Annotated in this window: 19 protein-coding genes and 1 pseudogene; 6 read left to right on the forward strand and 14 right to left on the reverse strand. The window is 69.1% G+C overall.

Going from position 1 to position 22,991, the window contains the following annotated elements; genetic code table 11:
• Nucleotides 1-80: 80 nt before the first annotated feature.
• The 9 genes from AC3WL8_RS12095 to AC3WL8_RS12135 all read right to left on the reverse strand — a co-directional run bounded on the left by AC3WL8_RS12095 (nt 81) and on the right by AC3WL8_RS12135 (nt 10,672).
• Nucleotides 81-545, reverse strand: coding sequence for a nuclear transport factor 2 family protein (locus AC3WL8_RS12095; protein ID WP_013952287.1), 465 nt, complete (start codon nt 543-545; stop codon nt 81-83).
• Entirely contained in the window at nt 545-2,179 is a 1,635-nt protein-coding gene (locus tag AC3WL8_RS12100) for a FadD3 family acyl-CoA ligase (protein WP_211979693.1), read from the reverse strand. The genes AC3WL8_RS12095 and AC3WL8_RS12100 overlap by 1 nt, the downstream gene beginning before the upstream one ends.
• A 1-nt stretch (nt 2,180) precedes the next feature.
• Complete coding sequence (locus tag AC3WL8_RS12105) at nt 2,181-3,248, reverse strand: ferredoxin--NADP reductase (RefSeq protein WP_211979692.1); 1,068 nt, start codon at nt 3,246-3,248, stop codon at nt 2,181-2,183.
• A 27-nt stretch (nt 3,249-3,275) separates the two neighbouring features.
• Nucleotides 3,276-4,040: an SDR family oxidoreductase gene (locus AC3WL8_RS12110; protein WP_211979691.1), complete on the reverse strand. Its 765-nt coding sequence runs from the start codon at nt 4,038-4,040 to the stop codon at nt 3,276-3,278.
• Nucleotides 4,024-5,730 carry an FAD-binding protein gene (locus AC3WL8_RS12115; protein ID WP_211979690.1) on the reverse strand — a complete coding sequence of 569 codons (1,707 nt, stop codon included), beginning with the start codon at nt 5,728-5,730 and terminating at the stop codon, nt 4,024-4,026. The genes AC3WL8_RS12110 and AC3WL8_RS12115 overlap by 17 nt, the downstream gene beginning before the upstream one ends.
• Before the next feature lie 19 nt (nt 5,731-5,749).
• On the reverse strand, nt 5,750-6,274 hold the full coding sequence (locus AC3WL8_RS12120) for a flavin reductase family protein (protein ID WP_013952282.1): 525 nt from the start codon (nt 6,272-6,274) through the stop codon (nt 5,750-5,752).
• The gene (locus AC3WL8_RS12125) at nt 6,271-8,025 is read right to left on the reverse strand and encodes an FAD-dependent oxidoreductase (RefSeq protein ID WP_013952281.1); all 1,755 of its coding nucleotides are present in this window, start codon (nt 8,023-8,025) and stop codon (nt 6,271-6,273) included. Before AC3WL8_RS12125 ends, AC3WL8_RS12120 begins: the two co-directional genes overlap by 4 nt.
• 26 nt (nt 8,026-8,051) lie before the next feature.
• Nucleotides 8,052-9,245 carry an acyl-CoA dehydrogenase family protein gene (locus tag AC3WL8_RS12130; RefSeq protein WP_211979689.1) on the reverse strand — a complete coding sequence of 398 codons (1,194 nt, stop codon included), beginning with the start codon at nt 9,243-9,245 and terminating at the stop codon, nt 8,052-8,054.
• Nucleotides 9,246-9,520: 275 nt separating this feature from the next.
• Nucleotides 9,521-10,672, reverse strand: coding sequence for an LLM class flavin-dependent oxidoreductase (locus AC3WL8_RS12135; RefSeq protein ID WP_013952279.1), 1,152 nt, complete (start codon nt 10,670-10,672; stop codon nt 9,521-9,523).
• Nucleotides 10,673-10,883: 211 nt separating this feature from the next.
• On the opposite strand from AC3WL8_RS12135, the gene AC3WL8_RS12140 reads away from it, so the two are divergent.
• Nucleotides 10,884-11,228: a VOC family protein gene (locus tag AC3WL8_RS12140; protein WP_211979688.1), complete on the forward strand. Its 345-nt coding sequence runs from the start codon at nt 10,884-10,886 to the stop codon at nt 11,226-11,228.
• A 15-nt stretch (nt 11,229-11,243) separates the two neighbouring features.
• Here AC3WL8_RS12140 and AC3WL8_RS12145 read toward each other — a convergent pair whose 3' ends face one another.
• Nucleotides 11,244-12,428 (reverse strand): helix-turn-helix transcriptional regulator, encoded by a 1,185-nt coding sequence (locus AC3WL8_RS12145; RefSeq protein WP_153953843.1) that lies wholly within the window; start codon nt 12,426-12,428, stop codon nt 11,244-11,246.
• Between the two features lie 399 nt (nt 12,429-12,827).
• Between AC3WL8_RS12145 and AC3WL8_RS12150 the strand changes: the two genes are divergently transcribed.
• The 3 genes and pseudogenes from AC3WL8_RS12150 to AC3WL8_RS12160 all read left to right on the forward strand — a co-directional run bounded on the left by AC3WL8_RS12150 (nt 12,828) and on the right by AC3WL8_RS12160 (nt 15,719).
• Complete coding sequence (locus tag AC3WL8_RS12150; protein ID WP_041228802.1) at nt 12,828-13,637, forward strand: SDR family NAD(P)-dependent oxidoreductase; 810 nt, start codon at nt 12,828-12,830, stop codon at nt 13,635-13,637.
• A gap of 33 nt (nt 13,638-13,670) precedes the next feature.
• A pseudogene (gene lipP1, locus AC3WL8_RS12155) lies at nt 13,671-14,603 on the forward strand (LipP1 family hormone-sensitive lipase); the annotation flags it as partial.
• 15 nt (nt 14,604-14,618) lie between these two features.
• Entirely contained in the window at nt 14,619-15,719 is a 1,101-nt protein-coding gene (locus AC3WL8_RS12160) for a 3,4-dihydroxy-2-butanone-4-phosphate synthase (RefSeq protein WP_153953845.1), read from the forward strand.
• A 4-nt stretch (nt 15,720-15,723) separates the two neighbouring features.
• Here AC3WL8_RS12160 and AC3WL8_RS12165 read toward each other — a convergent pair whose 3' ends face one another.
• Genes AC3WL8_RS12165 through AC3WL8_RS12180 form a run of 4 tightly spaced genes read right to left on the reverse strand, consistent with a single transcriptional unit; the run spans nt 15,724 to nt 19,841 of the window.
• Complete coding sequence (locus tag AC3WL8_RS12165; protein WP_013952273.1) at nt 15,724-16,689, reverse strand: hypothetical protein; 966 nt, start codon at nt 16,687-16,689, stop codon at nt 15,724-15,726.
• A gap of 18 nt (nt 16,690-16,707) precedes the next feature.
• Complete coding sequence (locus AC3WL8_RS12170; protein WP_153953847.1) at nt 16,708-17,499, reverse strand: SDR family oxidoreductase; 792 nt, start codon at nt 17,497-17,499, stop codon at nt 16,708-16,710.
• Nucleotides 17,500-17,532: 33 nt separating this feature from the next.
• Nucleotides 17,533-18,726, reverse strand: a complete 1,194-nt coding sequence (locus tag AC3WL8_RS12175) for a sulfotransferase family protein (protein WP_492378312.1) — start codon at nt 18,724-18,726, stop codon at nt 17,533-17,535.
• Complete coding sequence (locus AC3WL8_RS12180) at nt 18,723-19,841, reverse strand: DUF1214 domain-containing protein (RefSeq protein WP_492378313.1); 1,119 nt, start codon at nt 19,839-19,841, stop codon at nt 18,723-18,725. The genes AC3WL8_RS12175 and AC3WL8_RS12180 overlap by 4 nt, the downstream gene beginning before the upstream one ends.
• A gap of 212 nt (nt 19,842-20,053) precedes the next feature.
• Between AC3WL8_RS12180 and cysD the strand changes: the two genes are divergently transcribed.
• On the forward strand, nt 20,054-20,950 hold the full coding sequence (gene cysD / locus AC3WL8_RS12185; protein WP_010814009.1) for a sulfate adenylyltransferase subunit CysD: 897 nt from the start codon (nt 20,054-20,056) through the stop codon (nt 20,948-20,950).
• A complete protein-coding gene (gene cysN / locus AC3WL8_RS12190; protein WP_013952269.1) occupies nt 20,950-22,884 on the forward strand; it encodes a sulfate adenylyltransferase subunit CysN in 1,935 nt (644 codons plus the stop codon). Before cysD ends, cysN begins: the two co-directional genes overlap by 1 nt.
• Nucleotides 22,885-22,991 lie beyond the last annotated feature (107 nt).

Consider the following 22,991-nt stretch of genomic DNA (forward strand, 5'->3'; position numbering starts at 1 on the left):
GCGTTGGAACTTGCCACCACCTCTTGCATGCGCTCCCCTCTCCCGCAAGCGGGAGAGGGGAGCAAACAAGCGCGGCCCTCCTACCCTCCCTGCGACAACAACCCCGTCGTGAACCCCGTCGACCGGATCAGCCAGGCACCATCAACCCGCACATACTCATCCGCATAGCGCCCGGTCAGGAAGGTACGCGAACCACTGGCATCATCCAGCGCCAGGTAGGCCAGATCCCAGCTACCCTGCGCCGTGTTGTCATCCAGCACACGGATATCCGCCTGCCCCGCAAAATGCATCTCCCGCAACGTCGGCCGGCACGCCAGCTCCGCAAAGCACTGCACCAGCGCCTCGCGGCCGGCAAAGCTGCCGATCCGGTCATAGTGGATATGCGCGTTGTCCGGCACGAAGCAGGCACGCATCGCGTCCGGGTCCTTGTCATCGCAAGCGCGCAGGTAGCGTAGCTTGAGCGCGCGGATCGCCTCCGCGGCTTCAAGCCGCGCGACGCGGTCGGCAATGGCAGCAATGTCGGTCATGATCGGTTCCTTGTTCATCAGGCTTCGCGCAACTGGTACTTCAGCACCTTGCCTGCCGCGCTGACCGGCAGCGACGTCACGAACAGCACCTCGCGCGGCACCTTGTAGTTGGCCATGTGCCGGCGCGCCCAGGCGATCAGGGTTTCGGCGTCCACGCGCGCGCCGTGGCGCAGCACCACGTAGGCACGCCCCACTTCACCCAGCCGCTCGTGCGGCATGCCCACCACCGCCACCTGGGCCACGGCCGGATGCGCCACCAGCAGCTTCTCCACCTCCGCCGGGTAGCAGTTGAAGCCGCCCACGATAAACATGTCCTTGATGCGGTCGGTGATGCGCAGGTAGCCGCGCGCATCGAGCGTGCCGACATCGCCGGTATGCAGCCAGCCGTCGCTGTCGATAGCTTCGGCGGTGGCTTCGGGCAGGCCGAAGTAGCCCTGCATCACGTTGTAGCCCCGCACCAGCACCTCGCCCGGCTCGCCGGTGGCGACCGGCTGCCCCTGCCCGTCAATGCAGCGGATCTCGATGCCCCGCATGGCGCGGCCGGAGGTGGCAGCGACGGTTTCGGCGTCGTCGCCGGCGCGGGTCAGCGTGGCAAAGCCGCACGACTCGGTCAGGCCGTAGCCGGTGATGATGGTGTCGAAGCCCAGTTCGTCGCGCATGCGCTGGATCAGCGCGGGCGCAATCGCCGAGGCGCCGGTCACCGCGACACGCAGTGATGACAGGTCGAACTCACGCAGGCGCGGCGCGTTGAGCAGGGTCTGGTAGAGCGTCGGCGGCCCGGGCAGCACCGTGATGCGTTCGTTCTCCACGCGCGTCATCACGGCCTCGGCGTCGAACACCAGGTGGGGCAGCACCGTGGCCCCGCGCGACAGCGCGGCGAGCCATCCGGCCTTGTAGCCGAAGGTATGGAAGAACGGATTGACGATCAGGTAGCGGTCGCCCGGCCGCACCCCGGTGATGGCGGCCCAGCCGTCGACGGCGCGCAGGTTCTGCGCGTGGGCGGTCATCACGCCCTTGGGGCGCCCGGTGGTGCCCGAGGTGAACATGATGTCCATCAGCGTGTCGCCGCGCACGCCTTCCTCGCGCTTGGCGAACGCCGCCATGTCCGCCTGTGGCGCCAGCGCGAGGAAGGCCTCCCATGCCAGCTCGTCGGGGCCCGGCGCCCGGCCCTGCCCGGGGCGCAGGATCACCAGCCGTTCCAGCGTGGCGGGGCGGTGCGGCGCCAGCATCTGCGGATAGCTTTCGCCGAGGAAACCGTCGACGCAGAACAGCAGGCGCGCGCCGCTGTCGGCCAGCACGGCACCGGCTTCGGCCCCCTTCATGCGCGTGTTGAGCGGCACCAGCGCCGCGCCTATGCTGTGCGTGGCCAGCGCAGCGATGATCCATTCGGAGAAGTTTGGCGCCCAGACGGCAACGCGGTCGCAGGGCTGCACGCCCAGCGCCATCAGCGCCCTGGCCGCCTGTATCCGGCTGGCGTCGAGCGCGGCGTAGGTGAGGCGCAGCCCGTCTTCCTGGATGGCGATGCGCTCGCCGTGGCGCCTGGCCGCGCGCCGCACCAGCTCGGGAATGGTCGCGGCAATGTCGTCGTTGGCGGCGGCGAGGTCGAGGCCGGCCGGTGCCGCAATGGCGTCGATGATGTCAGATGGGGTCATGTCAATCCGGGAACTTCAGGTGGATTTCGCCGCTGGACGGGCGGGCCTGGCAAGCCAGGGTCCAGCCCGCCTCCAGGTCGGCGCGGTCGAGCACATGGTTCTCGCCGAGCGTCACGTCGCCCTGCGTCACCTGGCACATGCAGGCGCCGCACAGCCCGGCGCGGCAGGAGTTGGGCGCGGCCACGCCGGCGCGCTGCAGCGCGTCGAGCACGGTTTCGTCCGGCGCCACGCTGACATGGTGGGTCTCGCCGTCGAGCTGCACGGTCAGTGCGGCACCGCGCATCGCGGGCGCGGGGGACGCCGGGGGGGTGTCCCCCGCGCTGGCGGCCCCGCTTGCCGGCGCCTTTGCCACCGGCACATCGGGCAAGGACACGAAGCGCTCCACATGCAGCTGCCCGCGCGGCACGCCCAGTGCTTGCAGCGCGGCCTGGGCGCCGTCCATGAACGGGCCGGGTCCGCAGACAAAGCACTGTGCCACACTCCACGGCCGCACCAGTTCCTCGATCTGGCGCTGCGTCGGCGGCCCCTGCACGCTGTCGAGCCAGTGGATCACGAGCATCCGGCCTGGGTGGCTGCGCGCCAGTTCGGCAAGCGCCTCGCGGAAGATGATGGAGCGTTCGTCGCGGTTGGCATAGACCAGCGTGACCGCGCCGCGCCCGTGGCGCAGCGCCGCCTTGGCGATCGACAGCACCGGGGTGATGCCGCTGCCGCCGGCCAGCAGCAGGAAATCGCCATGCAGCGCAGGCGGGGTGAACACCCCGGCGGGCGGCATCACCTCGACCGTATCGCCCGCGCCCAGATGGTCGCAGATCCAGTTGGACACGCGCCCGCTCTGCACGCGCTTGATCGTCACGCGCAGGGCGTTGTCCACCTCAGGCGTGCTCGACAGCGAATAGCAGCGCTGCAGCGGCACGCCGTCCACGGGCACGCGCAGGGTCAGGAACTGCCCGGGACGGTAGGCAAACGCATCGCGCAGGCCGTCCGGCAGCGCGAATACCAGCGAATGCGCCTGGTCCGTTTCCGTGACGACTTCGGCGATCTGCAGCCGGTGGAATTGCACTGGCGCCATGATGTCCTTCTCTTGCTCGGGGCGGGGTCAGGCCACGCCCATGATGGTCTGCGCGTTGTCGATGCGCAGTTCCGCACCGTTGATAAAGCGCGATTCGTCGGAGGCCAGGAACAGCACCAGGTTGGCCACGTCGCGCGGATGGCACATGCGCTGCATCGGCTCGGCGCCGCCCACCTCCTCCGGCAGGGCCGTGGCACCGCCCGGCAGGAAGGCCGCGGTCATCGGCGTGAGGATGCCGTCCGGGTGGATCGAGTTGCAGCGGATCCGGTAGCCGCTCTGCTTGCAGTGTCCCGCCACCGCGCGCGTCAGCGCGGCTACCGCGCCCTTGCTGGCGCTGTAGGCGCAGAACGCACCCATGCCGCCCAGCGCCGCCACCGACGACATATTGACGATGCTGCCGCCGCCCGCCTTCATCGCGGCCACGCCGTACTTGCAGCCGAGGAAGTAGCCGTCGGCATTGATGCGCATCACGCGCTGCCATTGCTCCAGCGTGGCGTCCTCGACCGAACCCAGCATCAGGATGGCGGCATTGTTGACCAGCACGCTGGGCGCGCCGAATTGCTTTTCGGTGCGCGCCATCACCTGCTGCCAGCCCGCTTCGCTGGCGATGTCATGCGGCACGAACAGCGCGGTCTCGCCGATCTCGCGCGCCAGGGCATGGCCCGCTTCCTCGTTGAGGTCGGTCAGCACCACGCGCGCGCCTTCGCGCGCCAGCAGCAGTGCGTCTTCCTTGCCGACGCCGCTGGCGGCCCCGGTGATGATGGCGATCTTTCCTTCAGTACGTTGGCTCATGGGTAGTCTCCTCGTTGGTGTGTGCCTGCCGGTCGCCGGCAGGCTGTCGTGTCAGGTGGCGGCCCGCGTTGCGCCCCGACCAGATGCAGTCGGCAAGCGACAGGCCGCTTACGTAATGGTTGGATGCGATGCCGACGGCAGTACGGCCCACGGCATAAAGCCCTGGAATGGGTGCCCCGCCAGCGGCAGCCAATACACGGCCGCTGGACTCTTCCACTGACAAGCCGCCCAGCGTGATGGCAGGACACGGAAAGACGCGGCTGTTGGCCGAGATGTCGATGGCAAGCCACGGCCCGGTTTCGAGCGACGCGCACATCGGCGCCGACTTGCCGGCCGGATCGGGGATCTCGCCGCGGGCCGCGGCGTTATAGGCATCGACAGTGGCCCGCAGCGCCGCGCCGGGCATGCCCAGTTTGCTGGCAAGCGCCTCGAGGCTGGCGGCGCGCCGCGACCCCGCCAACATCAGCAGCGCCGCGGGCAAGGCCTGGAAGGCCCACAGCCGGCCGCCCAGGCATTCGCGCAGAGCGGCGCGCGCCAGTTCGCGGTTCAGGACCAGCCAGGCCCGCCCGCCGTGCCGTTCGCAGATGGCGTGACCAAGGGTGGCGCCGTAGGTTTCCTCGTTGCCGATGCGCGCACCCTGCGCATCGACCACGCAGCCGCGCGCCCAGTCGAACGGCGGATTGATGAAGCGCCATGCCGAGACCCGCTCCAGGTGCCGCGTGGCCGCGCCCGCCGACTCGCCGAGGCGGATGCCGCTGCCGTCGCAGCCGGTCGCGCCAAGGCGCCAGGTCTGCAGATACTTGCCGGCGTGGCGCGCCACCATGGCGCGGTTGAAGATAAAGCCCCCGGCGGCCAGCACCACCGCGCCGGTGCGCACCGCAACCGGGCGCGCATGGCGCAGTTCCAGTTGCAGCACGCGCTCGCGCAGCAGGTCGGCCAGCGCAGGCGCTGCGTTGTGCAGGCGCTCGGCCAGGCGCGCCAGGCGGGCGTGGCGCTTCTGGTGGCGGCCCGGCGGCAGCTGCCACAGCTCGATGCCGACGACCGCGCCGTCCTGGTCGAGAATCAGCCGCCGTGCCGCGGTCTGGCGCATCACCGTCACCTCCGGCCGGGCCTGCACGGCGGCGCGCAGCACGCCATACAGCATGCGGCCGGACATGCCGGGGCCTTTCACGCGGTGGCCGCGCGGCGCGGGCGCGGCATGCTGCGCATACCCGGTAACCGCTTCGTTGCCGGAGTAGTAGAGGTAATAGGGCTGCGCCGGATACGAGGTCTTGCGCGGCGGCACGGTGGCGGCAAAGCGCACGCCCAGGCCTTCCAGCCAGCCGATCATCTCGCGGCTGCGCTGGCAGAACGCCTGCAGCGTGGCATCGCTGACGACCCCGCCCGTCTCCTGGCGCAGGTAGTCCGCCATCGCCTGCGGTGTATCGGCATAGCCCGCGGCGGACTGGTAGCGCGTGCCGCCGCCGGCGTAGACCACCCCGCCGCTCCTGGCGCTGGCGCCTCCGCCTTCGAAGCGTTCCGCAACGATCACGCGCGCGCCGCCATGCGCGGCTTCCAGCGCGGCGCAGGCCCCGGCAGCGCCGAAGCCCACCACCACGGCATCGCAGGCGGCCTGCCACGGGTGTGCGGCCGGATCGTCCAGGCGCAGCGGCGCGTGGACCGGCGTGGCGGAATCGGTCGGAGGGTACATGCTGGCTTGCGCTCCCGGTTTAGGCCGAACACAGTGCGCCAAGCGGCGCGGACGTGGTATAGGCACCGTCGACATAGACCAGCGGCGACACCTCGCCAGCCAGCTTTACCTCGCGCAGGCGTCCGATGAAGACTGCGTGCGTGCCGTAGTCGAAGCGGCCATCCTGCTGGCACACCAGATTCGCCTGCGCGTCGCGCAGGCACGGCACGCCAAGCAGGTCGTCCTCCCACTCGCCACTGGTGAAGCGTTCCTCGCCCTTGAGCCGGCCGCTGCAATCCACCGCGATATCGCGGTGGTCGGCTGCCAGCAGGTTGATGCAGAAGTCCGCGCCGGCGTCCAGCGGCGGGTAGATCGACGAATTGCGGTTGATGCAGATCAGCAGCGAAGGCGGGTCCGCGGACAGCGAATCGACCGCGGTCACGGACATCGAATAGCGGCGCTCGCCATGGCGGCAGCTGATCACCGCCACCGAGCGCGCCATGCGGCGCATCGCCATCAGCATGTCATCGCGCAGCGCGGTGCTGGGTTCGAGGTTGGCGCTCATAAGGCCTCCTGTACGGTTTGAGCATGGGGCGCGGCGGCAGGCTGGCGCGCGTTCTGGGAGAGCACGTCGGCAGCAATAAAGCCGAAGGTCATGGCCGGGCCCAGGGTGGAGCCCGCGCCGGGATAGCTGGTGCCCATCATCGAGGCACTGGTATTGCCGATGGCGAAGAGCCCGGCAATGGCGGTGCCGTCGTCGCGCAGCACGCGCGCGCTGGCGTCCGTCACCAGGCCGCCCTTGGTGCCGATGTCGCCGGCATCGAGCCGCACGGCGTAGAACGGCGCCTTGCCGATCGGCGCCAGGCACGGGTTGGGCTGCACTGCCGGGTCGCTGTAGTAGGTATCGAACAGGTTGTCGCCCTTGCCGAACTCCTCGTCCACGCCGGTGGCCGCGTAGCGGTTCATGCGCGCCACGCTGTCGGCCAGGCCGCCGGCATCGACACCGATCCGCTGCGCCAGCTGTGCCAGCGAGTCGGCGCGCACCAGGATGCCGGACAGGCTTGCCGGAATGCTGCGGTCCGGCATGACCGAGCCGGGCAGGATCGGCCCGCACGGGTATTTGTGGCGGAAGGTGGCGTCGAACACCATCCACGCCGGCACGCTGCTGCCGGTCTTCTCGTGGTCGCGGTACATGGCGGGCACGAACTCGGAATACGGCGCGGCCTCGTTGACGAAGCGCCGGCCCTGCCCGTTCACCACCAGGCAGCCGGGCATGGCGCGCTCGATAAAGAGCGCGCGCTGCTTTTCCTCGCCCTGCACATGCACGGTGGGTGCGCCCCAGACGTGGGACATCAGCGCCACGCCGGCGCCGGCGGCCTGGGCGGCGCGGATGCCGTCGCCGGTGTTGTTGGGCGGCGTCGCGCTCCAGGCGGCCTGGGTCGGTTGCGGCAGGTACTGTTCGCGCATGGCCTGGTTGCGCTCGAAGCCGCCGGCGGCCAGGATCACGCCGCGCAGCGCGCGGATCTCCACCACGCGCCCGTCCTGCACCGCGCGCACGCCGCGGACGGTGCCGTCCTCGACGATCAGGTCCTGCAGCGCGGTATCGAGCCACAGCGGGATCGCGCGGTCCATCATGGCCCGCCGCAGGCCACCGACCAGGCTGTTGCCGAGCGTGAGCCGGCGGTCGCGCCGGGTCTTGCGGCGCCAGCCCAGGTCGAGCCAGTAGCGGGAAAACTGGCGCGCCGCCAGGCCCAGCCAGCCGGGCGCGCGGCACAGCAGCGCATGCGCCTCGGCCGAGGTCACGGCCACGCGCCCGCCCACCAGCGTGCCTGGCGACGGCGGCCGCAGCCGCGAGAATTCCTCGCGCAGCTGCGCGCCGTCGAACGGCATCGGGTCGAGCGCGCGGTAACCCGGCATCGCACCCGGAACCTTCTGGAAGTAGTCCGCGTAGCGCGGCAGCGTGTAGTAGCGCACGCCGGCCTGCTGCTCCAGGTACTGGAGCATGCGGGGCGCCTGCTCAAGATAGGCGCGCACGCGCTGCGGATCGCCGTGCTCGCCGGCGCACGCCAGGATGTATTCCAGCGCCGTGGCGTAGTCGTCGCGCCCACCTGCCGGCGCGATATGGTGGTTGAGCGGAATCCAGATGCCGCCGCCGGACACCGCCGAGGTGCCGCCGTACTGGCTGCTCTTTTCCAGCACCACCACCGACAGTCCGCGGTCCGCGGCGCGGCAGGCGGCCAGCATGCCGCCGGCGCCCGAGCCGACCACCACCACGTCAAACTCGCTGGGCTGCATGCGCGCTCTGCTCTGGCTCATATTGGGTCTCCGTGCCGGCGCGCGGCTCAGATGAAGAAGTCAGTGTTGGCGCGGCCCATCATCACGCCGCCCAGGTTCTGGCCGAAGCGGTCCAGGTTGTTGGCGTAGTGGGCGCGGGCCGCATGCAGGTCGAGGAAACGGCGCACCATCGGGTTGCTGCGGTAGATGCCGTTGCCGCCGGCATAGCGCAGCAGGCCGTTGGCCAGTTGCGCGCAGCGCTCGGCCACTTGCGCGGACTGGTAGCGGAAATGCAGGCGGCGCGGGGTCTGCACCTGGCCGCCTTCACGCGCAACGGCCAGCAGCTCGTCGAAGTTGCGTTCAAGGATGGTTCGCATCTCGTCGATGGCCACCTGCGCGTTGGCGCAAGCCATCTGCGCGCCGCCGTCTTCCGCAGTCTTGCCGCCACCGTTGCTGCTGACGCGGCCGTCGGCATAGGCGACAAAGTCATCGAGCGTGCCTTCCAGCGCCCCGATGCAGGCGGTGCACACCGCGCGCACAAAGATCTGCGCGAACGGCAGCCGGTACAGCGGCGCGTCATTGACCGCCAGCCCCGGGCTGGTGCCCATGGCGCCATCGACGGCGCGGTGGGTGCGGTAATCGGGCACGAACACGTCCTCGACCACGATATCGTGGCTGCCGGTCGCACGCAGGCCCAGCACATCCCAGTTGCGCACGATCTTGTAGTCGGAGCGCGGCAGCAGGAAGGTGCGGTAATCATAGGCGCCGCCCGGCTCGGCCGGCGGCACCAGCCCGCCCAGGAAGATCCAGTCGCACAGCTCGCTGCCGCTGGAGAACTTCCAGTGGCCGGAGAAGCGATAGCCGCCTTCGACCGGCGTGACCTTGCCCACCGGCATATAGGTCGAGGCGATCAGCGTGGCAGGGTTGCTGCCCCACACTTCCTGCTGCGCGCGCTCGTCGAATAGCGCCAGCTGCCAGTTGTGCACACCGACCACGCCATAGACCCAGGCGGTCGACATGCAGCCCTTGGCCAGCGCCATCTGGATGCGGAAGAAGGTCTGCGGATCGAGCTCGTAGCCGCCGTGGCGGCGGGGCTGCAGCACCTTGAAGAAGCCCGCGGCCTGCATGTCGGCAATGGTCTCGGCGGGAATGCGCGCTTCGGCCTCGGCCTGCGCGGCGCGCTGGGCCAGCACCGGAATCATCTGTTCGGCACGCGCGATCAGCCGTTCCGCCAGTTCCTTGGGATTGTTGTCGTGATGCACCGCGGTCTCCTTGTTGCTATGTCGCTTTGTCTTGGGCTGGCATCGATGTTTGCACCGGCGGGGCGGGGTGCCATCGTCTGTTGGGACTAGCTATGTGCTTCAGGCCCTTCAGCTTCCGCTTGCGTGCTCCCTCTCCCGCTTGCGGGAGAGGGTTGGGGTGAGGGCGGGCGTGTCCTGCGAAGTAAGGCCTGCGGTATGCCACCGCCTACCCTCACCCCCTGCCCCTCTCCCGCAAGCGGGAGAGGGGAGAAAACCGCAGCGTGACGTAGCCGTGATCAAGCCAGCGCGCGCAGCTTCCGACCCTGCTTGCGGAAGTGCGGGATCACGTGCTCGCCGATATTGCGGATGGTTTCCAGCTGCGCCCATTGCGGCACCGTGCCCATCTGGCAGATGAATAGGATCTCGTCGGCGCCGGAATCGATCAGGCGCTGCACGTAGCCGATGCAGTCCTCGACGGTGCCGTAGGCATGGTTGGGGTTGAGCATCATCATCGACGGGTCGCTGAAATCCACCGAGACCTTCTCGGAGGCGAACTTCGTGTTGATGACGGCCTTGCCCTGCGCGTCCGTGGCGGTGACATGCTCGTCGTCCCAGGTGGACGGGTCCGGCCGCTCGCCGCCGGCATACCAGTACGACAGCGACTCCATGAAATAGCGCTGGCCCTTGATGCCGATCTTGCGCGCGGCCAGGCCGTCTTCCAGCACGATGGTCGGGCACAGCGCGGCCAGGTGCTGGTGCGGGCGGAAGCCCACCTGGTCCTCCGGCTTGCGGGTCTCCCACGCGGTACGGTAGATTTCGTTCTTCCTGGCAACATCCTCGGGGCCGCCAAAGCCGAGCACCAGCGCGCCCATGCCGCGCGCGCCGGCGCGCTGCAGCGTGTCGGCATTGGTGCAGGCCAGGTACATCAGCGGGTGCGGGTCCTGGCGCGGCTTGGGGTGGATCGGGCGGCGCGGGATCTTGATGAACTCGCCGTCGTGCTCGATCTCGTCCTGCGTCATGATCTTCGGGATCAGGTACATCGATTCGTCGATCATCGGGTGCAGGCTGTTCAGGTCGTAGCCGAAGGTGCCGGCCTCCTGCTGGGTGCCGCCCTTGCCCACGCCGAAGTGCACGCGGCCGCCGGACAGGATGTCCAGCGTGGCGATGCGCTCGGCCACCTTGACCGGATGGTTCATCGCCGGCGGCAGGCACACCACGCCGTGGCCGATGCCGATGCGCTGCGTGCGCCCGGCAACGAAGGCCAGGAAGGTCTCCGGCGCGCTCATGTGCGCATAGTTGGTCAGTGCGGTGTGCTCGACCGCCCAGACCACGTCAAAGCCCATGTCCTCGGCCAGCACCACCTGTTCCATGATTTCATCGAACACCTTGTGGTCGCCGGCACGCGAGGCATCGACGGTCTGGGCTTCATAGATCAGTGAAAAACGCATTGCAGTCCCCTTCTCTGGCATTGATGGTTCAGGACCGCCGCCGGGGCGCCGCCGGTTGCCGCGCCACCGGCCCGAAGCGGCCTGTGTGATCGCAGTGTGGTCGGCGCAAGGCGTTGCAACATCGTCTGATTGGATTATGAGCAGGACATGGAGCATCCCTATCATTGGCCACGGGCATCACGCCCGCTTTCACCAGGAGGATCAGGACATCATGCAAGCCAGGCTGCTGCTTTACCCCGTCGCGGACATCGACACCGCGCTGCCGTTCTTCACGGAAGGACTTGGACTACCGGTGAAATTTCGCGACGGAAGCCGCTATTGCGCGCTCGACGCGGGCGCGCTGACGCTGGCGCTGGTGGCCGGCGAGGAACGCCTGGTGGACCAGCCCGCGCTGGCCTTCAAGGTGGATGAGGGTGACGATATCGCCGCGGCGATGGCGCGGCTGGTGGGTGCCGGCGCCAGCGTGACGCTGCCCGCGGCGCAGGGGCCGCATGAGACGCGCGCGGTGCTGGAAACGCCGGAAGGCTTTGCGCTGGTGCTCAGCGCAAAGCCTTGACGTGCGTTACGTCGCTTAGCCCAGCGAAATCACGCTGCTCAGCAGCATACGCACCAGCGTGGCCTGCCGGGTCACGCCGGTCTTGGAGAAAATCGCCCGCAGGTGCGCGCGCGCCGTGTTCTTGCTGATGCCGAGCTCGTCCGCGGCCTCATCGAGCGTGAGCCCGTTGGCCAGCTGGAGCGCCAGCTGCGTCTCCGCCGGCGTGAAGTCAAAGAGCTGGCGCACCACCTCGTGCGAGGCCTGCGAGCGCCGCTCCGGGTCGCGGATGAACACCACGCAGGCGGGGCGCTTGCGGTTGTCCTCGGACCACTCGCTGAGCGGGATGGTGCGGATCAGCACGCCCAGCCTGGCGCTGCCGGACGGGCGCGTGATCGACATCGCCTCCATCAGCGCCGGCGTGGTGCCGAGGTGGCCCATCATGGCCTGGCGCAGCAGGCGCTGGAACTTGCGGTTCTCCTGGCCGTATTCCACGTCCAGCCCGCCTTTGGCGACGCGGATGCCATCCTTGGCGCCAAGGATTTCATCGGCGGCGGCATTGGTCTTGATGATGGCGCCGGACTCGTCCAGGATCACCATCCCGACCAGCATGCGGTCGATGGCGCTGGCATACACCGTGCGTTCCGATTCAACCACGTCGATGCGCGAGTGCAGGTCCACCGCGCGCTTCAGGTGCGGCAGCAGCGCGGTGCACAGCGCCTTGTCGGCGGCGGAGAAGTCACGCCCGTCATGCTCGCGGCACACGCGGAAGCGGCATTCGACGCCGTCATCGGTACGCAGGTCTGCGCCAAGGATGTAGCGGATGCCGATGTCCTTGAGGAACTGCTGGTAGAGCTCGCTCTGGCACCAGGCGCCGGGCCCGAGATGTTCATCGATGGTCACCACCCGGTCCGACGGCAGGCCGATGAACGGGTCGAGCGCGTAGTAGTAGTTGTTGTAGGAGGTCTCGCCGGGCAAGGTCGAGCCATGTTCGGACGCATTGACCATCAGCCCGGGCCGGTCCGTGGCCGGCGAGCGCAGGATCAGGGTGCAATAGTTGGCGTTGAGCTGGCGGCGGATCTGTTCCAGTGCCTTGCCCCAGGGCACCTGCTCCATCGGGCCCTGGTAGATATTGCCCAGCAATGTGCTGAACTCCGACAGCGACACCGTTGCCTGTGCGAACAGGTGTGCGGTCGCCTGGTTCTGGCTAACCTCCATCAGCATTTCCTCTGTCTCCATTGTGGCGTGCTCAGCGCTTCGGACTTGCCGGGTCGGCGCTGGCCTGCTACGGGCTCTGTGGCCCTTTTTTGTGCCCTGATTATAGGGACGGCATAGGGGTCGCGGCTTGCCCCCGCCTTCATGGTTTGCCCTAGTCAAGACCGGCTACAAACGCTGGCCGGACTAGTCTTGCGGGACAGGCCAATCCTCACGCGCCGGCGGGCCGAACACATACTCCAAACAGACTAAGGACAGACCCATCCAGGGCGTTCAAGGGCAAACCCCTAGACACCATGTGACGCCGCCCTCCTACCCAAACAGACGATGCCGTGCCGCCGCGCTGCCGCTACAAGTCAGCCATGCGCGGCGATCCCCGCCGCCTTCTTTTCACGGAGAACCATGACCATGGCGGCAGACCCGCGGCAGCAGGCCGCAGTGATCACCGGAGCGGCCAGCGGCATCGGCCGCGCGCTCGCGCAGGCCCTGGCAGCGCAAGGCTACGCGCTGGCGCTGGCCGATATCGACGCCCGCGCGCTTGAAGCGGTGCGCGAGACGCTTGCCGGCCAGGGGGCAAACGTCATCGCCGTGCCTACCGATGTCTGCGACGTGCGGCAGATCGAGCACCTGTGCGAGGAAAGTTTCCTGCGCCTGGGCCGTGTCGACCTGCTGGTCAACAACGCCGGCGTGCTCGCCACCGGCCGCTGCTGGGAGCTGCCGCCGGAGGTGTTCGACCACGTGATGCGCGTCAACCTGTGGAGCGTGCTGCACGCGCTGCGCTGCTTCGTGCCGCGCATGGCGGCGCAAGGCGCCGGCCATATCGTCAACGTGGCCTCGATGGCCGGCCTCGCCGTGGGGCCTTGGCTGGCCCCCTACACGCTGTCCAAGCAAGCGGTGGTGGCGCTCAGCGAAGGGCTCGCGCTGGAGCTGCAGGCTGCGGGCCTGCCGCTGGGCGTGTCCGTGGTCTGCCCCGGTCCGGTGGCCACCGGCATCGCGGCCGGCCTGGACGGCGGCGGGCCGCAGGAGGTGGACCAGATGAACGGCGCGCTGCGCAGCGGCATTGCCGCCGGCATGACGCCGGACGCGGTCGCGCGCTACATTCTGGACGGGGTCTCGGCCGGCCGGTTCTGGATCCTGCCGCACGAGCAGGCCGTGCAAGCGGCGCTGGCGCGCGCGCAAGGCATTGCCGCCGGCACCCCGCCGGCGTTCGCGCTCTGACACCGATTTCCCCACTGCAATCCAGGAGACCCCATGCCGCTCGATCCCCAGGCCCGCGCCGTGCTTGAAGCCATGGCCGCCATGCCCAGCCCCGACTTTTCCACCCTGCGCGCCGCCGACTACCGCGCCGCGCTGGCGGCCATGCCCGCGTTCGCGCCCGGCGACACCGTCGCCACGCAGCAGGACCTCACCATCGTTGGCGCCGCAGGCCCGCTGCAGGCCCGCCTGTACCGGCCCGACGACAGCACGGCACTGCCGCTCGTGGTCTATTTCCATGGCGGCGGCTTTGTCCTCTGCGGCCTCGATTCGCACGACAACATCTGCCGCAGCCTGGCGCGCCGCAGCGTCGCGCTGGTGCTGTCGGTCGACTACCGGCTCGCGCCGGAAGCACGCTTCCCCGCCGCCGCCGACGACGCCGTCGCGGCCGTGCGCTGGGCCGCCGCGCATGCGGCGCAACTGGGCGCCGACCCGGCCCGGCTGGCTGTGGCTGGCGACAGTGCCGGCGGCAACCTTGCCGCCGTGGCCTGCCAGCAGTTGCGCGGCAGCGGCATCGCGCTGCGGCACCAGCTGCTGCTCTACCCCTACCTGGACTGCAGCGACGCCGCGGCCGCCAGCGCCAGCTATCGCGAATGCGCGCAGGGCTACTTCCTCGGCGCCGCGGAACTTGACTGGTATCGCGCCCAGTACTTGGCCAACCCGGCCGACGCCACCGATGTGCGCGCCAGCCCGCTGCACCAGCGCGAGCTGCATGGCCTGCCGCCGGCCACCATCATCACCGCGGAATACGACCCGCTGCGCGACCAGGGCGAGGCCTATGGCGAGGCCCTGCAGCGCGCGGGCGGCGGCGCCGCCGTGCGCCGCTGGCCGGGCCAGTTCCACGGTTTTATCAGCATGCAAGGGATGATCGATGCCGCCAGCGATGCGCTGGATGCGGCCGCTACGTCGCTGCGCCAGGCCTTTGGTGGCCCGACAGGAGGCAGCATGAGCCCCGCCACCCCCCTGCCGCCGATGGCCGACGTGCTCGCGGCGCTGGTCGCGGGCCAGCGTGTGCTGGTGATCGAAGACGAGACCGACGAAGCCACTGGCTGCGTCCTGGTTGCCGCGGAACGCGCCAGCGAGGCCGATGTCAACTTCATGGCCGCCGAGGCGCGCGGCCTGGTCTGCATGGCGATCACCGAGGCGCGCCGCGCGCTGCTGCAGTTGCCGCCGATGGCCGCAAACCACCGCCAGCGCGAGCGCTACACGGTGTCGATCGAAGCGGCCAGCGGCGTCAGCACCGGCATTTCCGCCGCCGACCGCGCGCTCACGCTGCGCGTGGCGGCGGCAGCGCGCGCGCAGCCGCATGACCTGGTCCAGCCCGGCCACATCTTCCCGGTGGTGGCGCAGCCCGACGGCGTGCTGCGCCGCGCGGGCTTTGCCGAGGCCTGCTCCGACCTGCCGGCGCTGGCCGGGCGCGTCGCCGCCGGCGCCTATGCGATGCTGCTCGATGACGATGGCGACCTGCTGCGCGGCCCCGCGCTGCTAGCCTTCGCGCGGCACCATGGCCTGCCGGCGGTTTCGATCAGCGGGCTGATCCACCACCGGCTGCTGACCGAAAGCGCACTGCGCCGCACGCATTCGACGGAACTGGCCACGCCCTACGGATGCTTCACCGTGCACGCCTACCATGACACGCCGGTCGATGCGCTCCATCTGGCGCTGGTGCTGGGCCAGCCCGATCCTGGGCAGCCGGTGCTGACACGCGTTCAGACCGTGGAAATGCAGCGCGACGTGCTGGGCTTCGGCACGCCGGCCCAGCCCGCGTGGAACCTGGAGCGCTCGCTCGCGCGCATCGGCGCCGAAGGTTGCGGGGTGCTGGTGCTGCTGGATGAACGTGAATCGCCGCAGCAGCGGCTGGACCGGCTGGCAGCGCCGGCCGCCGCCTCGCCGGCGCCGGCCTTCGCGCAACGCGCGCTGGGGGTCGGGGCGCAGATCCTGCGCGATGTGGGGGCGCACAAGCTGCGCCTGCTCAGCCATCCGGTGCCGTATCGCGCCGTCACCGGCTTCGACCTGGAGGTCACCGAGTTCGTGCCGCCGTGCTGAACTGTCAGGAACGGCAGCCGAAGCAATCGGCAAAGCTGCGCGTGAAGCGCTCCACTTCGGCGTCTGGCAGGTGGTTGATGCCGCCTGCCAGGCGCCGGCCGCCGCCGGTCTCGAAGCCGCGGCAGAAATCGGCCGCCCCGGTGGCGCTGTGCGCGGGCACCCGCACGCTGACGGCAAAGCCGCCGCCGGACTTCGGCGAGAGCAGGCCGATGGCGTCGCCGGGCCGGCCGCGCACCAGTTCATTGGCCAGCACGCCGATCGCGCGCCGCGCCCACGGCGCGTCCGGCAGCACCAGCAGCGCGGCGCCGGGCACTTCGTGCGCGGGCGCCAGGCAGCGCCCGCGGGCCATGTCGTCCTCATAGCCCTCGCACAGCACCGCATAGGCCCCGCATTGCGCGGCGAACGCCAGCGGGTCGGCAAACGGCAGCATGTGCCGCGCCAGCTCGGCGGGATCGAAATGCAGGTCCGCCACGCACTCGCCATAGGCGTTGTAGTTCAGGCACGTGCCCAGCTGTTCCAGCACCGCGGTTTCGCACTCGCCCAACCCCGCCTGCGCCGCCAGCGCGCGCGCCACGCCGCCCAGGTTGTCGCCGAACGCGGCGGTGATCGCCCAGCGCCGGTGGCAGCCGTCCAGGTGGCGGTCGACCAGGATACTGGTGCAGACCTCCGGCCCCTCGTCGATATGCGCGCGCAGGCCGGCATGCCCGGGCAGTTCGCCGGCATGGTGGTGGTCGAAGTAGTCCACCCGCGCACCGGCGCCGAGCAGCCGCATCAGGCCATCGCGGTTCTGCTCGAGCGAGATGTCCAGCGCGGTCACGGTGTCGCCCGGCCCGGCGTCGATGCGCTCGAGCAGCCGGATATCGCGCTTGACGCCGGTGACCAGCGTGGCGTCGCCGGCATCCGCCAGGCGCAGCTGCTGCAGGGCGCACAGGCCGTCGGCATCGCCGTTGAAGGCAAAGTAGCGTGTCATGGCAGGTGTGGTCAGGACTCAGGGCATGAAATCGCCGCCGTTGGCATCCAGCGAAGCGCCGGTGATGGCCCTAGCGTAGTCTGACACGAGAAACAGCGCCGCGCGCGCGCAGTCGTCGTCGGTCGGCATGCGGCCCAGCGCAATCTGCGCGGCCACCGGCGCGATCACGGTGTCCTCGCTCACGCCCTGCTCGGCCGCGGCGTGGCGCACATAGCCCTGCACCGGCTCCCCCCACATCCAGCCCATGAAGATGCTGTTGGCGCGGATGCCATGCGGGCCCAGTTCGCGCGCCAGGTACTTGACCGCCACTGCCAGCGCGCCCTTGGACGCCGCGTAGCCCGATTCGCCGGGCATCGGCTTGCGCGTGGCCTGGGTGTTGATCATGACAATGGCGCCGCCGCCCTGCGGCTTCATCAGCGCCGCCACCTCCTGCGTCAGGGTCATGGTGCCGAACACGTTGGTGTCGAACACCTGGCGCCAGACATCCAGGTCGGCCGCTTCCACCGGCTCGGGGAAGTTGCCGTGCTGGAAGGCGCTGTTGACCAGCGCGTCGATGCGGCCGAAGCGGCGCATGGTCTCGCCGGCCAGATGCCGGGACTGGGCCCGGTCGGTGATGTCGGTCACCACCTTGAGCACTTCGCAGTCGGCGCCCAGTGCGTCGATGCGGGCCTGGGCGTCGTCCAGTTTCGCCGCGGTGCGCGCGGCGATGGCAACGGCGCGGGCGCCTTCGCGCGCCGCCTCCACGGCCAGCTTGACGCCCAGCCCGGGGCCGATGCCGGATACGATGACGATCTTGTCCTTCAACAGCATGGTGTTGTCTCCTGTGATGCGCAGTGCGCTGTCTTAGTTTTGCTTCAGGATGTGCCGCGCGCGGTAGCCGGCGAAATCGCGTTCCAGTTGTTCCTGGCTCAGGCCGAACTGCTCCAGCGTATAAGCGTGCGCCGCGCGCTGGTTGCGCGGGTTGCCCTCCATCCATGCCCAGATGCCGGCGCGGGCGGACTCGGTCAGCGGCATGCCGGCAAAGCGGTAGACCGCCTGCGCCACGCCGAAGGGATCGCTCACCGTATCCTCGAAGCGCACGTCGAGGAAGCGGTCGGCAGGCAGACTGTCGCGCACCGTCATGGCATGGGCGGTGGCGCGCTGCATCTGCCCGCCCCACTGCCGCCCCACCGTGACGGCGTCGGGCGCATCGGCGTATAGCTTCCACAGCGTATGCGCCATGCTGGCCATCGACGGAATGGTCTGGGCGGGGTCGCGATGGGTCAGCACGACCTGCGCGCCGGGGAAGACCCGGAACAGGATTTCCAGCGTATGCAGGTGCTGCGGCGTCTTCAGCACCCACCGCTGCGCCGGCGCCTCGCCGCGCTGCCGCTTCTGCCACTGCAGGAACTGCAGCATGGTCTTCAGGTAGGCATAGACCTGGGTGCGGTCCTGCCGCGCCAGCCAGTCGGTATAGGACGGCACGTTGGCGTAGGAATCCATCGCGCACAGGAAGGAATGCTCCATCAGCATGAATTCCTCGTCGGCCGCCATGGCGTCGAGCGGATGGATGGCGAGGATGTCCGGGATAAAGCGGATCATCTGCGCCACTTCCTCGCGCGCCAGCCCGATGCGCCGGCCGGCGTCGCGCACGTCCTCGCCGGGCAGCGGCGCCGGGTAGCGCGTTTCCCACCACGCCGCCGAGTGGAAGCGCGCGTCCGTGGCCAGCATGCGCTGCAGCAGCGTGGTGCCGGTGCGCGGCAGGCCGACGATCACCAGCGGATCGTCGACGCCCTCGTCCAGGATCTCGGGATGGCGCCGGCAGTAGTCCTGGATCACCAGCCGGTTCACCAGTTGCGCCTGCAGCTTGCCTTGCAGCATCTGCGCGCCCTGCGGCGACAGCCCGGCTTCGCGTGCAAGCGAGTCGGACAGCACCTCCAGCGCCTCGCGGTAGTCGCCCGGGCCAAAGTCAGTCAGTCCGCCGGCCTGTTCGCTGGCCTGTGCCAGCAAGCGCTCCACGTCAAGCACCGTGGTGTGTTCGGATGCGATGGTGTTCATACGTTCTCCCTGCATTCATTCCTGAGCGATTCAAGCTTGACCACGCGCGTGCGTGGATGCACCGGCTGCGCCGCCCCCACCCAGCGCCAGCACATGGTGCCGTTGCGGTGGCCCGCGGTCTCCAGCCAGTTGGGCAGGCCAGGATCGCGCGCGCTGAGGATGACGGTGACGCCGCCGCTGGCATCCAGCCGGGCACTGTGCTTGTTCAGGCAGATGTCGTGGTAGCGGTAGTCGAGCGACTCCATCCAGTAGTTGTTGATCTGGAAATTCCAGAAATCGCAGGCCGGCACCCGGTCCACCTCGACCACCAGCGCTTCGTCGTCCGCCAGCGCCCAGCAGGAGTGGTAGTAGAAGATGTTGGGATCGCCGCCTGCGGCCTGGCATACGGCCTGATCGGCGGGCGGCAGTGCGTTGACATGGCCGCCATAGCCCTGCGCCCAGTCGGCGAAGATGCGCGCGGTGCCCTCGACAAAGCCCGCGGCGCGCAGCAGGCCGCCGTGCAGGCGCTCGGCATCGAGCACGGGCGGCTTGTCGCTGCCATTGAGGCGCTCGATGTGCAGTTCGGCCGGGGTCTCAGCCTTGCGGTCCATAAAGGTCTGCCGCACCACCAGCGCATTGGTGCCCGGCTCCATGCGCACCCAGTTGCCTTCGTGCTGGCGCGCGCTGAGGACGATTTCGAAACTGCCATCCGCCGCCACTGCCAGCTTGTTGCTGTCGAGAAAGCCGGTCTGGACCATGCGCCCGTCGGTTTCGTAGCCGCCCTTCTGCGTACCGAAACTCAGGTAGGCCACCGTGCCGCGCCGGCCGCGGATGCGGTACTCGGCACCGCCGTCCAGGCGTGCGTAGCGATAGAGATTGTCCGGATTGTCCGCGCCGATCTTGGCGGTTTCGTGCGACGGTGAGAAGAAGTCGGGAAACGCCGGATCGGCGAATTCCACATGCATCTCCAGCGCAATGCGCAGCAGGCGGCTCAGGTAGCGGAAGCCCTCGGCGCGCGTGAGCGCGTCCGCCGGCGCCTCCGGGCGCAGGATCTGCCGCCCGCTGCGCTTAAGGACCTCGCAAAACTCGGCCCAGGTCTGGCCGCACAGCAATTGTTCTTCGGCGGAGTTCGCCATCTGCCTGCTCCCGTGGTTCGTCGGCGAAGCAACGATACCCAGCGCGGGGCCGCCCCAGCCTCGTCCGGGTGGACTAGGAAATGCGCGCCGTGTCCCGCCATTTCTTAGTCCGCCCGGACGAAGTGGCGAAGGGCCCCGGCTCGCTACCTTGTGTCCATGCCTGACCGCCGCGACATCCCTGCACGGCGCCGGCAAACCAAGAGGAGATCCCGATGTTGACCCACCTGGAGCAACTGGAGGCGGAGAGCATCCACATCATGCGGGAGGTGGTGGCGGAATGCGAAAACCCCGTCATGCTCTATTCCATCGGCAAGGACAGCGCCGTGATGCTGCACCTTGCCATGAAGGCCTTCCACCCCGCGCGGCCGCCGTTCCCGCTGCTGCACGTCGATACCACGTGGAAGTTCGGCGAGATGATCGCATTCCGCGACCAGACCGCCGCGCGCCTTGGCCTGGACCTGCGCGTGCATGTCAACCCCGAGGGGCTGGCACGCAATATCAGCCCGCACGAGCACGGCTCCGCCGTCCATACCGACGTGTGGAAGACCCAGGGCCTGAAGCAGGCGCTGGACCACTACGGCTTTGACGCCGCCTTCGGCGGCGCGCGCCGCGACGAGGAAAAGTCGCGTGCCAAGGAGCGCGTGTTCTCGGTACGCACCGCCCAGCACCGCTGGGACCCGAAGATGCAGCGGCCCGAGCTCTGGCGCCAGTACAACACCCGCAAGCGCAAGGGCGAAAGCCTGCGCGTGTTCCCGCTGTCCAACTGGACCGAGCTGGACATCTGGCAATACATCTACCTGAACGACATTCCCATCGTGCCGCTCTACTACGCCAAGGAGCGCCCGGTGGTGGAGCGCGACGGCACGCTGATCATGGTCGACGATGAGCGCCTGCCGCTGCGCCCCGGAGAAACGCCGCAGCTGCGCAAGGTGCGCTTCCGCACGCTGGGCTGCTACCCGCTCACCGGCGCGATCGAGAGCGAGGCCGACACCCTCGGCGGCATCATCCAGGAAATGCTGCTGGCGACCACCTCGGAGCGCCAGGGACGGTTGATCGACAGCGACTCAGCCGGTTCGATGGAAAAGAAGAAGCAGGAGGGATACTTCTGATGGAAACCCTGATCGACACCGCGCCCGCGCTTGCGCAAGACGCCGCGCAAGCCACCGGCACCTCGGGCGAGATCGCCCACTACCTGCGCGCCCAGCAAAGCAAGAGCCTGCTGCGCTTCATCACCTGCGGCAGCGTCGACGACGGCAAGAGCACGCTGATCGGCCGGCTGCTGTATGAATCGAAGATGCTGTTCGAAGACCAGCTCGCCCAGCTGGAAGCCGACTCGAAGAAGATGGGCACGCAGGGCCAGAACCTCGACTTCGCGCTGCTGGTGGACGGCCTGGCCGCGGAGCGCGAACAAGGCATCACCATCGACGTGGCCTACCGCTTCTTCGCCACCGACAAGCGCAAGTTCATCGTGGCCGACACGCCGGGGCACGAACAGTACACGCGCAACATGGTCACCGGCGCTTCCACCGCCGACCTGGCCATCCTGCTGGTGGATGCGCGCCGCGGAGTGCAGACCCAGACGCGCCGCCACAGCTACCTGGTGGCGACGCTTGGCATCCGCCGCGTGGTGCTGGCGGTCAACAAGCTGGACATGGTCGACTACTCGCGCGAGGTCCATACGCGCATCGAGAACGAGTACCGGGAGTTTGCCCGGCAGATCGGCCTGACCGATATCACCTGCATTCCGATGTCGGCCCTGCGCGGCGACAACATCACCGAGCCCAGCGCCAATACCCCGTGGTACCACGGCCCGACGCTGATGGCCCACCTGGAGAACGTGCCGATCGACAATGCGCCCGTGCAGGGCGAATCGTTCCGGCTGCCGGTGCAGTGGGTCAACCGGCCCAACCTGGACTTCCGCGGTTTTGCCGGCACCGTCAGCGCCGGCGAGATCCGCCGCGGCGACCGCGTGCGCGCGCTGCCCTCGGGCCGCGAGAGCCGCGTGGCCGGCATCGTTGGCGCCGCCGGCGCGTGCGAGCACGCCATGCGCGGCCAGGCGGTGACGCTGACGCTGGAGGACGAGATCGACATCAGCCGCGGCGACGTGCTGGCCTGCCCGGAAGACCCGCCGGCGGTGGCCGACCAGTTCGAGGCCACGCTGGTGTGGATGAACGAGGACGCCATGCTGCCCGGGCGCCCCTACCTGCTCAAGCTCGGCACACGCACCGTGGGCGTGACCGTGGCGCAGCCCAAGTACAAGGTCAATGTCAACACGCTCGAACACCTGGCCGCGCGCACGCTGGAGCTGAACGAGATCGGCGTGTGCAACCTGCATCTGGACCAGCCGGTGGCCTTCGATCCCTACGCGCGCAACCGCGAGCTGGGCGGCTTCATCATCATCGACCGCCTCAGCAACAACACGGTCGGCGCCGGCATGCTGCGCTTTGCGCTGCGCAGGGCGCAGAACGTGCACTGGCAGGCCATCGACGTGGACCGCCGCGCCCATGCCGCGCTCAAGCACCAGTCGCCGCGCATCGTCTGGTTCACCGGGCTCTCCGGCGCAGGCAAGTCCACCATCGCCAACCTGGTGGAAAAGCGCCTGCACACGCTGGGCCACCACACCTACCTGCTCGACGGCGACAACGTGCGCCACGGCCTGAACAAGGACCTGGGCTTCGCCGAGGCCGACCGCGTCGAGAATATCCGGCGCGTGGCGGAAGTGGCAAGGCTGATGCTCGATGCGGGCCTGATCGTGCTGGTGTCCTTCATCTCGCCGTTCCGCTCGGAGCGCGACATGGCGCGCGCGCTCGCCGGCAACGGCGATTTCGTCGAAGTCTTCATCGACACGCCGCTGGCGGTGGCTGAGCAACGCGACCCCAAGGGCCTGTATCGCAAGGCGCGGCGCGGCGAGCTGAAGAACTTCACCGGCATCGACTCGCCGTACCAGCCGCCCGAGCGGCCCGAGATCCGCATCGACACCACCGTCGACACGGCGGAGCAGGCGGCGGAGCGGATCGTGGCGTGGCTGCGGGAGAAACCCTAGGCCGAACGGACGATGAGGCGACGGACGGGGTCGGTACGATGGGACAGGGATTCCTGCCCTGGACTGCCGCCACGTCTGGCGCAAGTCATTGCCTTTGCATGACCGAT

It is taken from the genome of Cupriavidus sp. FW305-F7, from assembly GCF_058782875.1.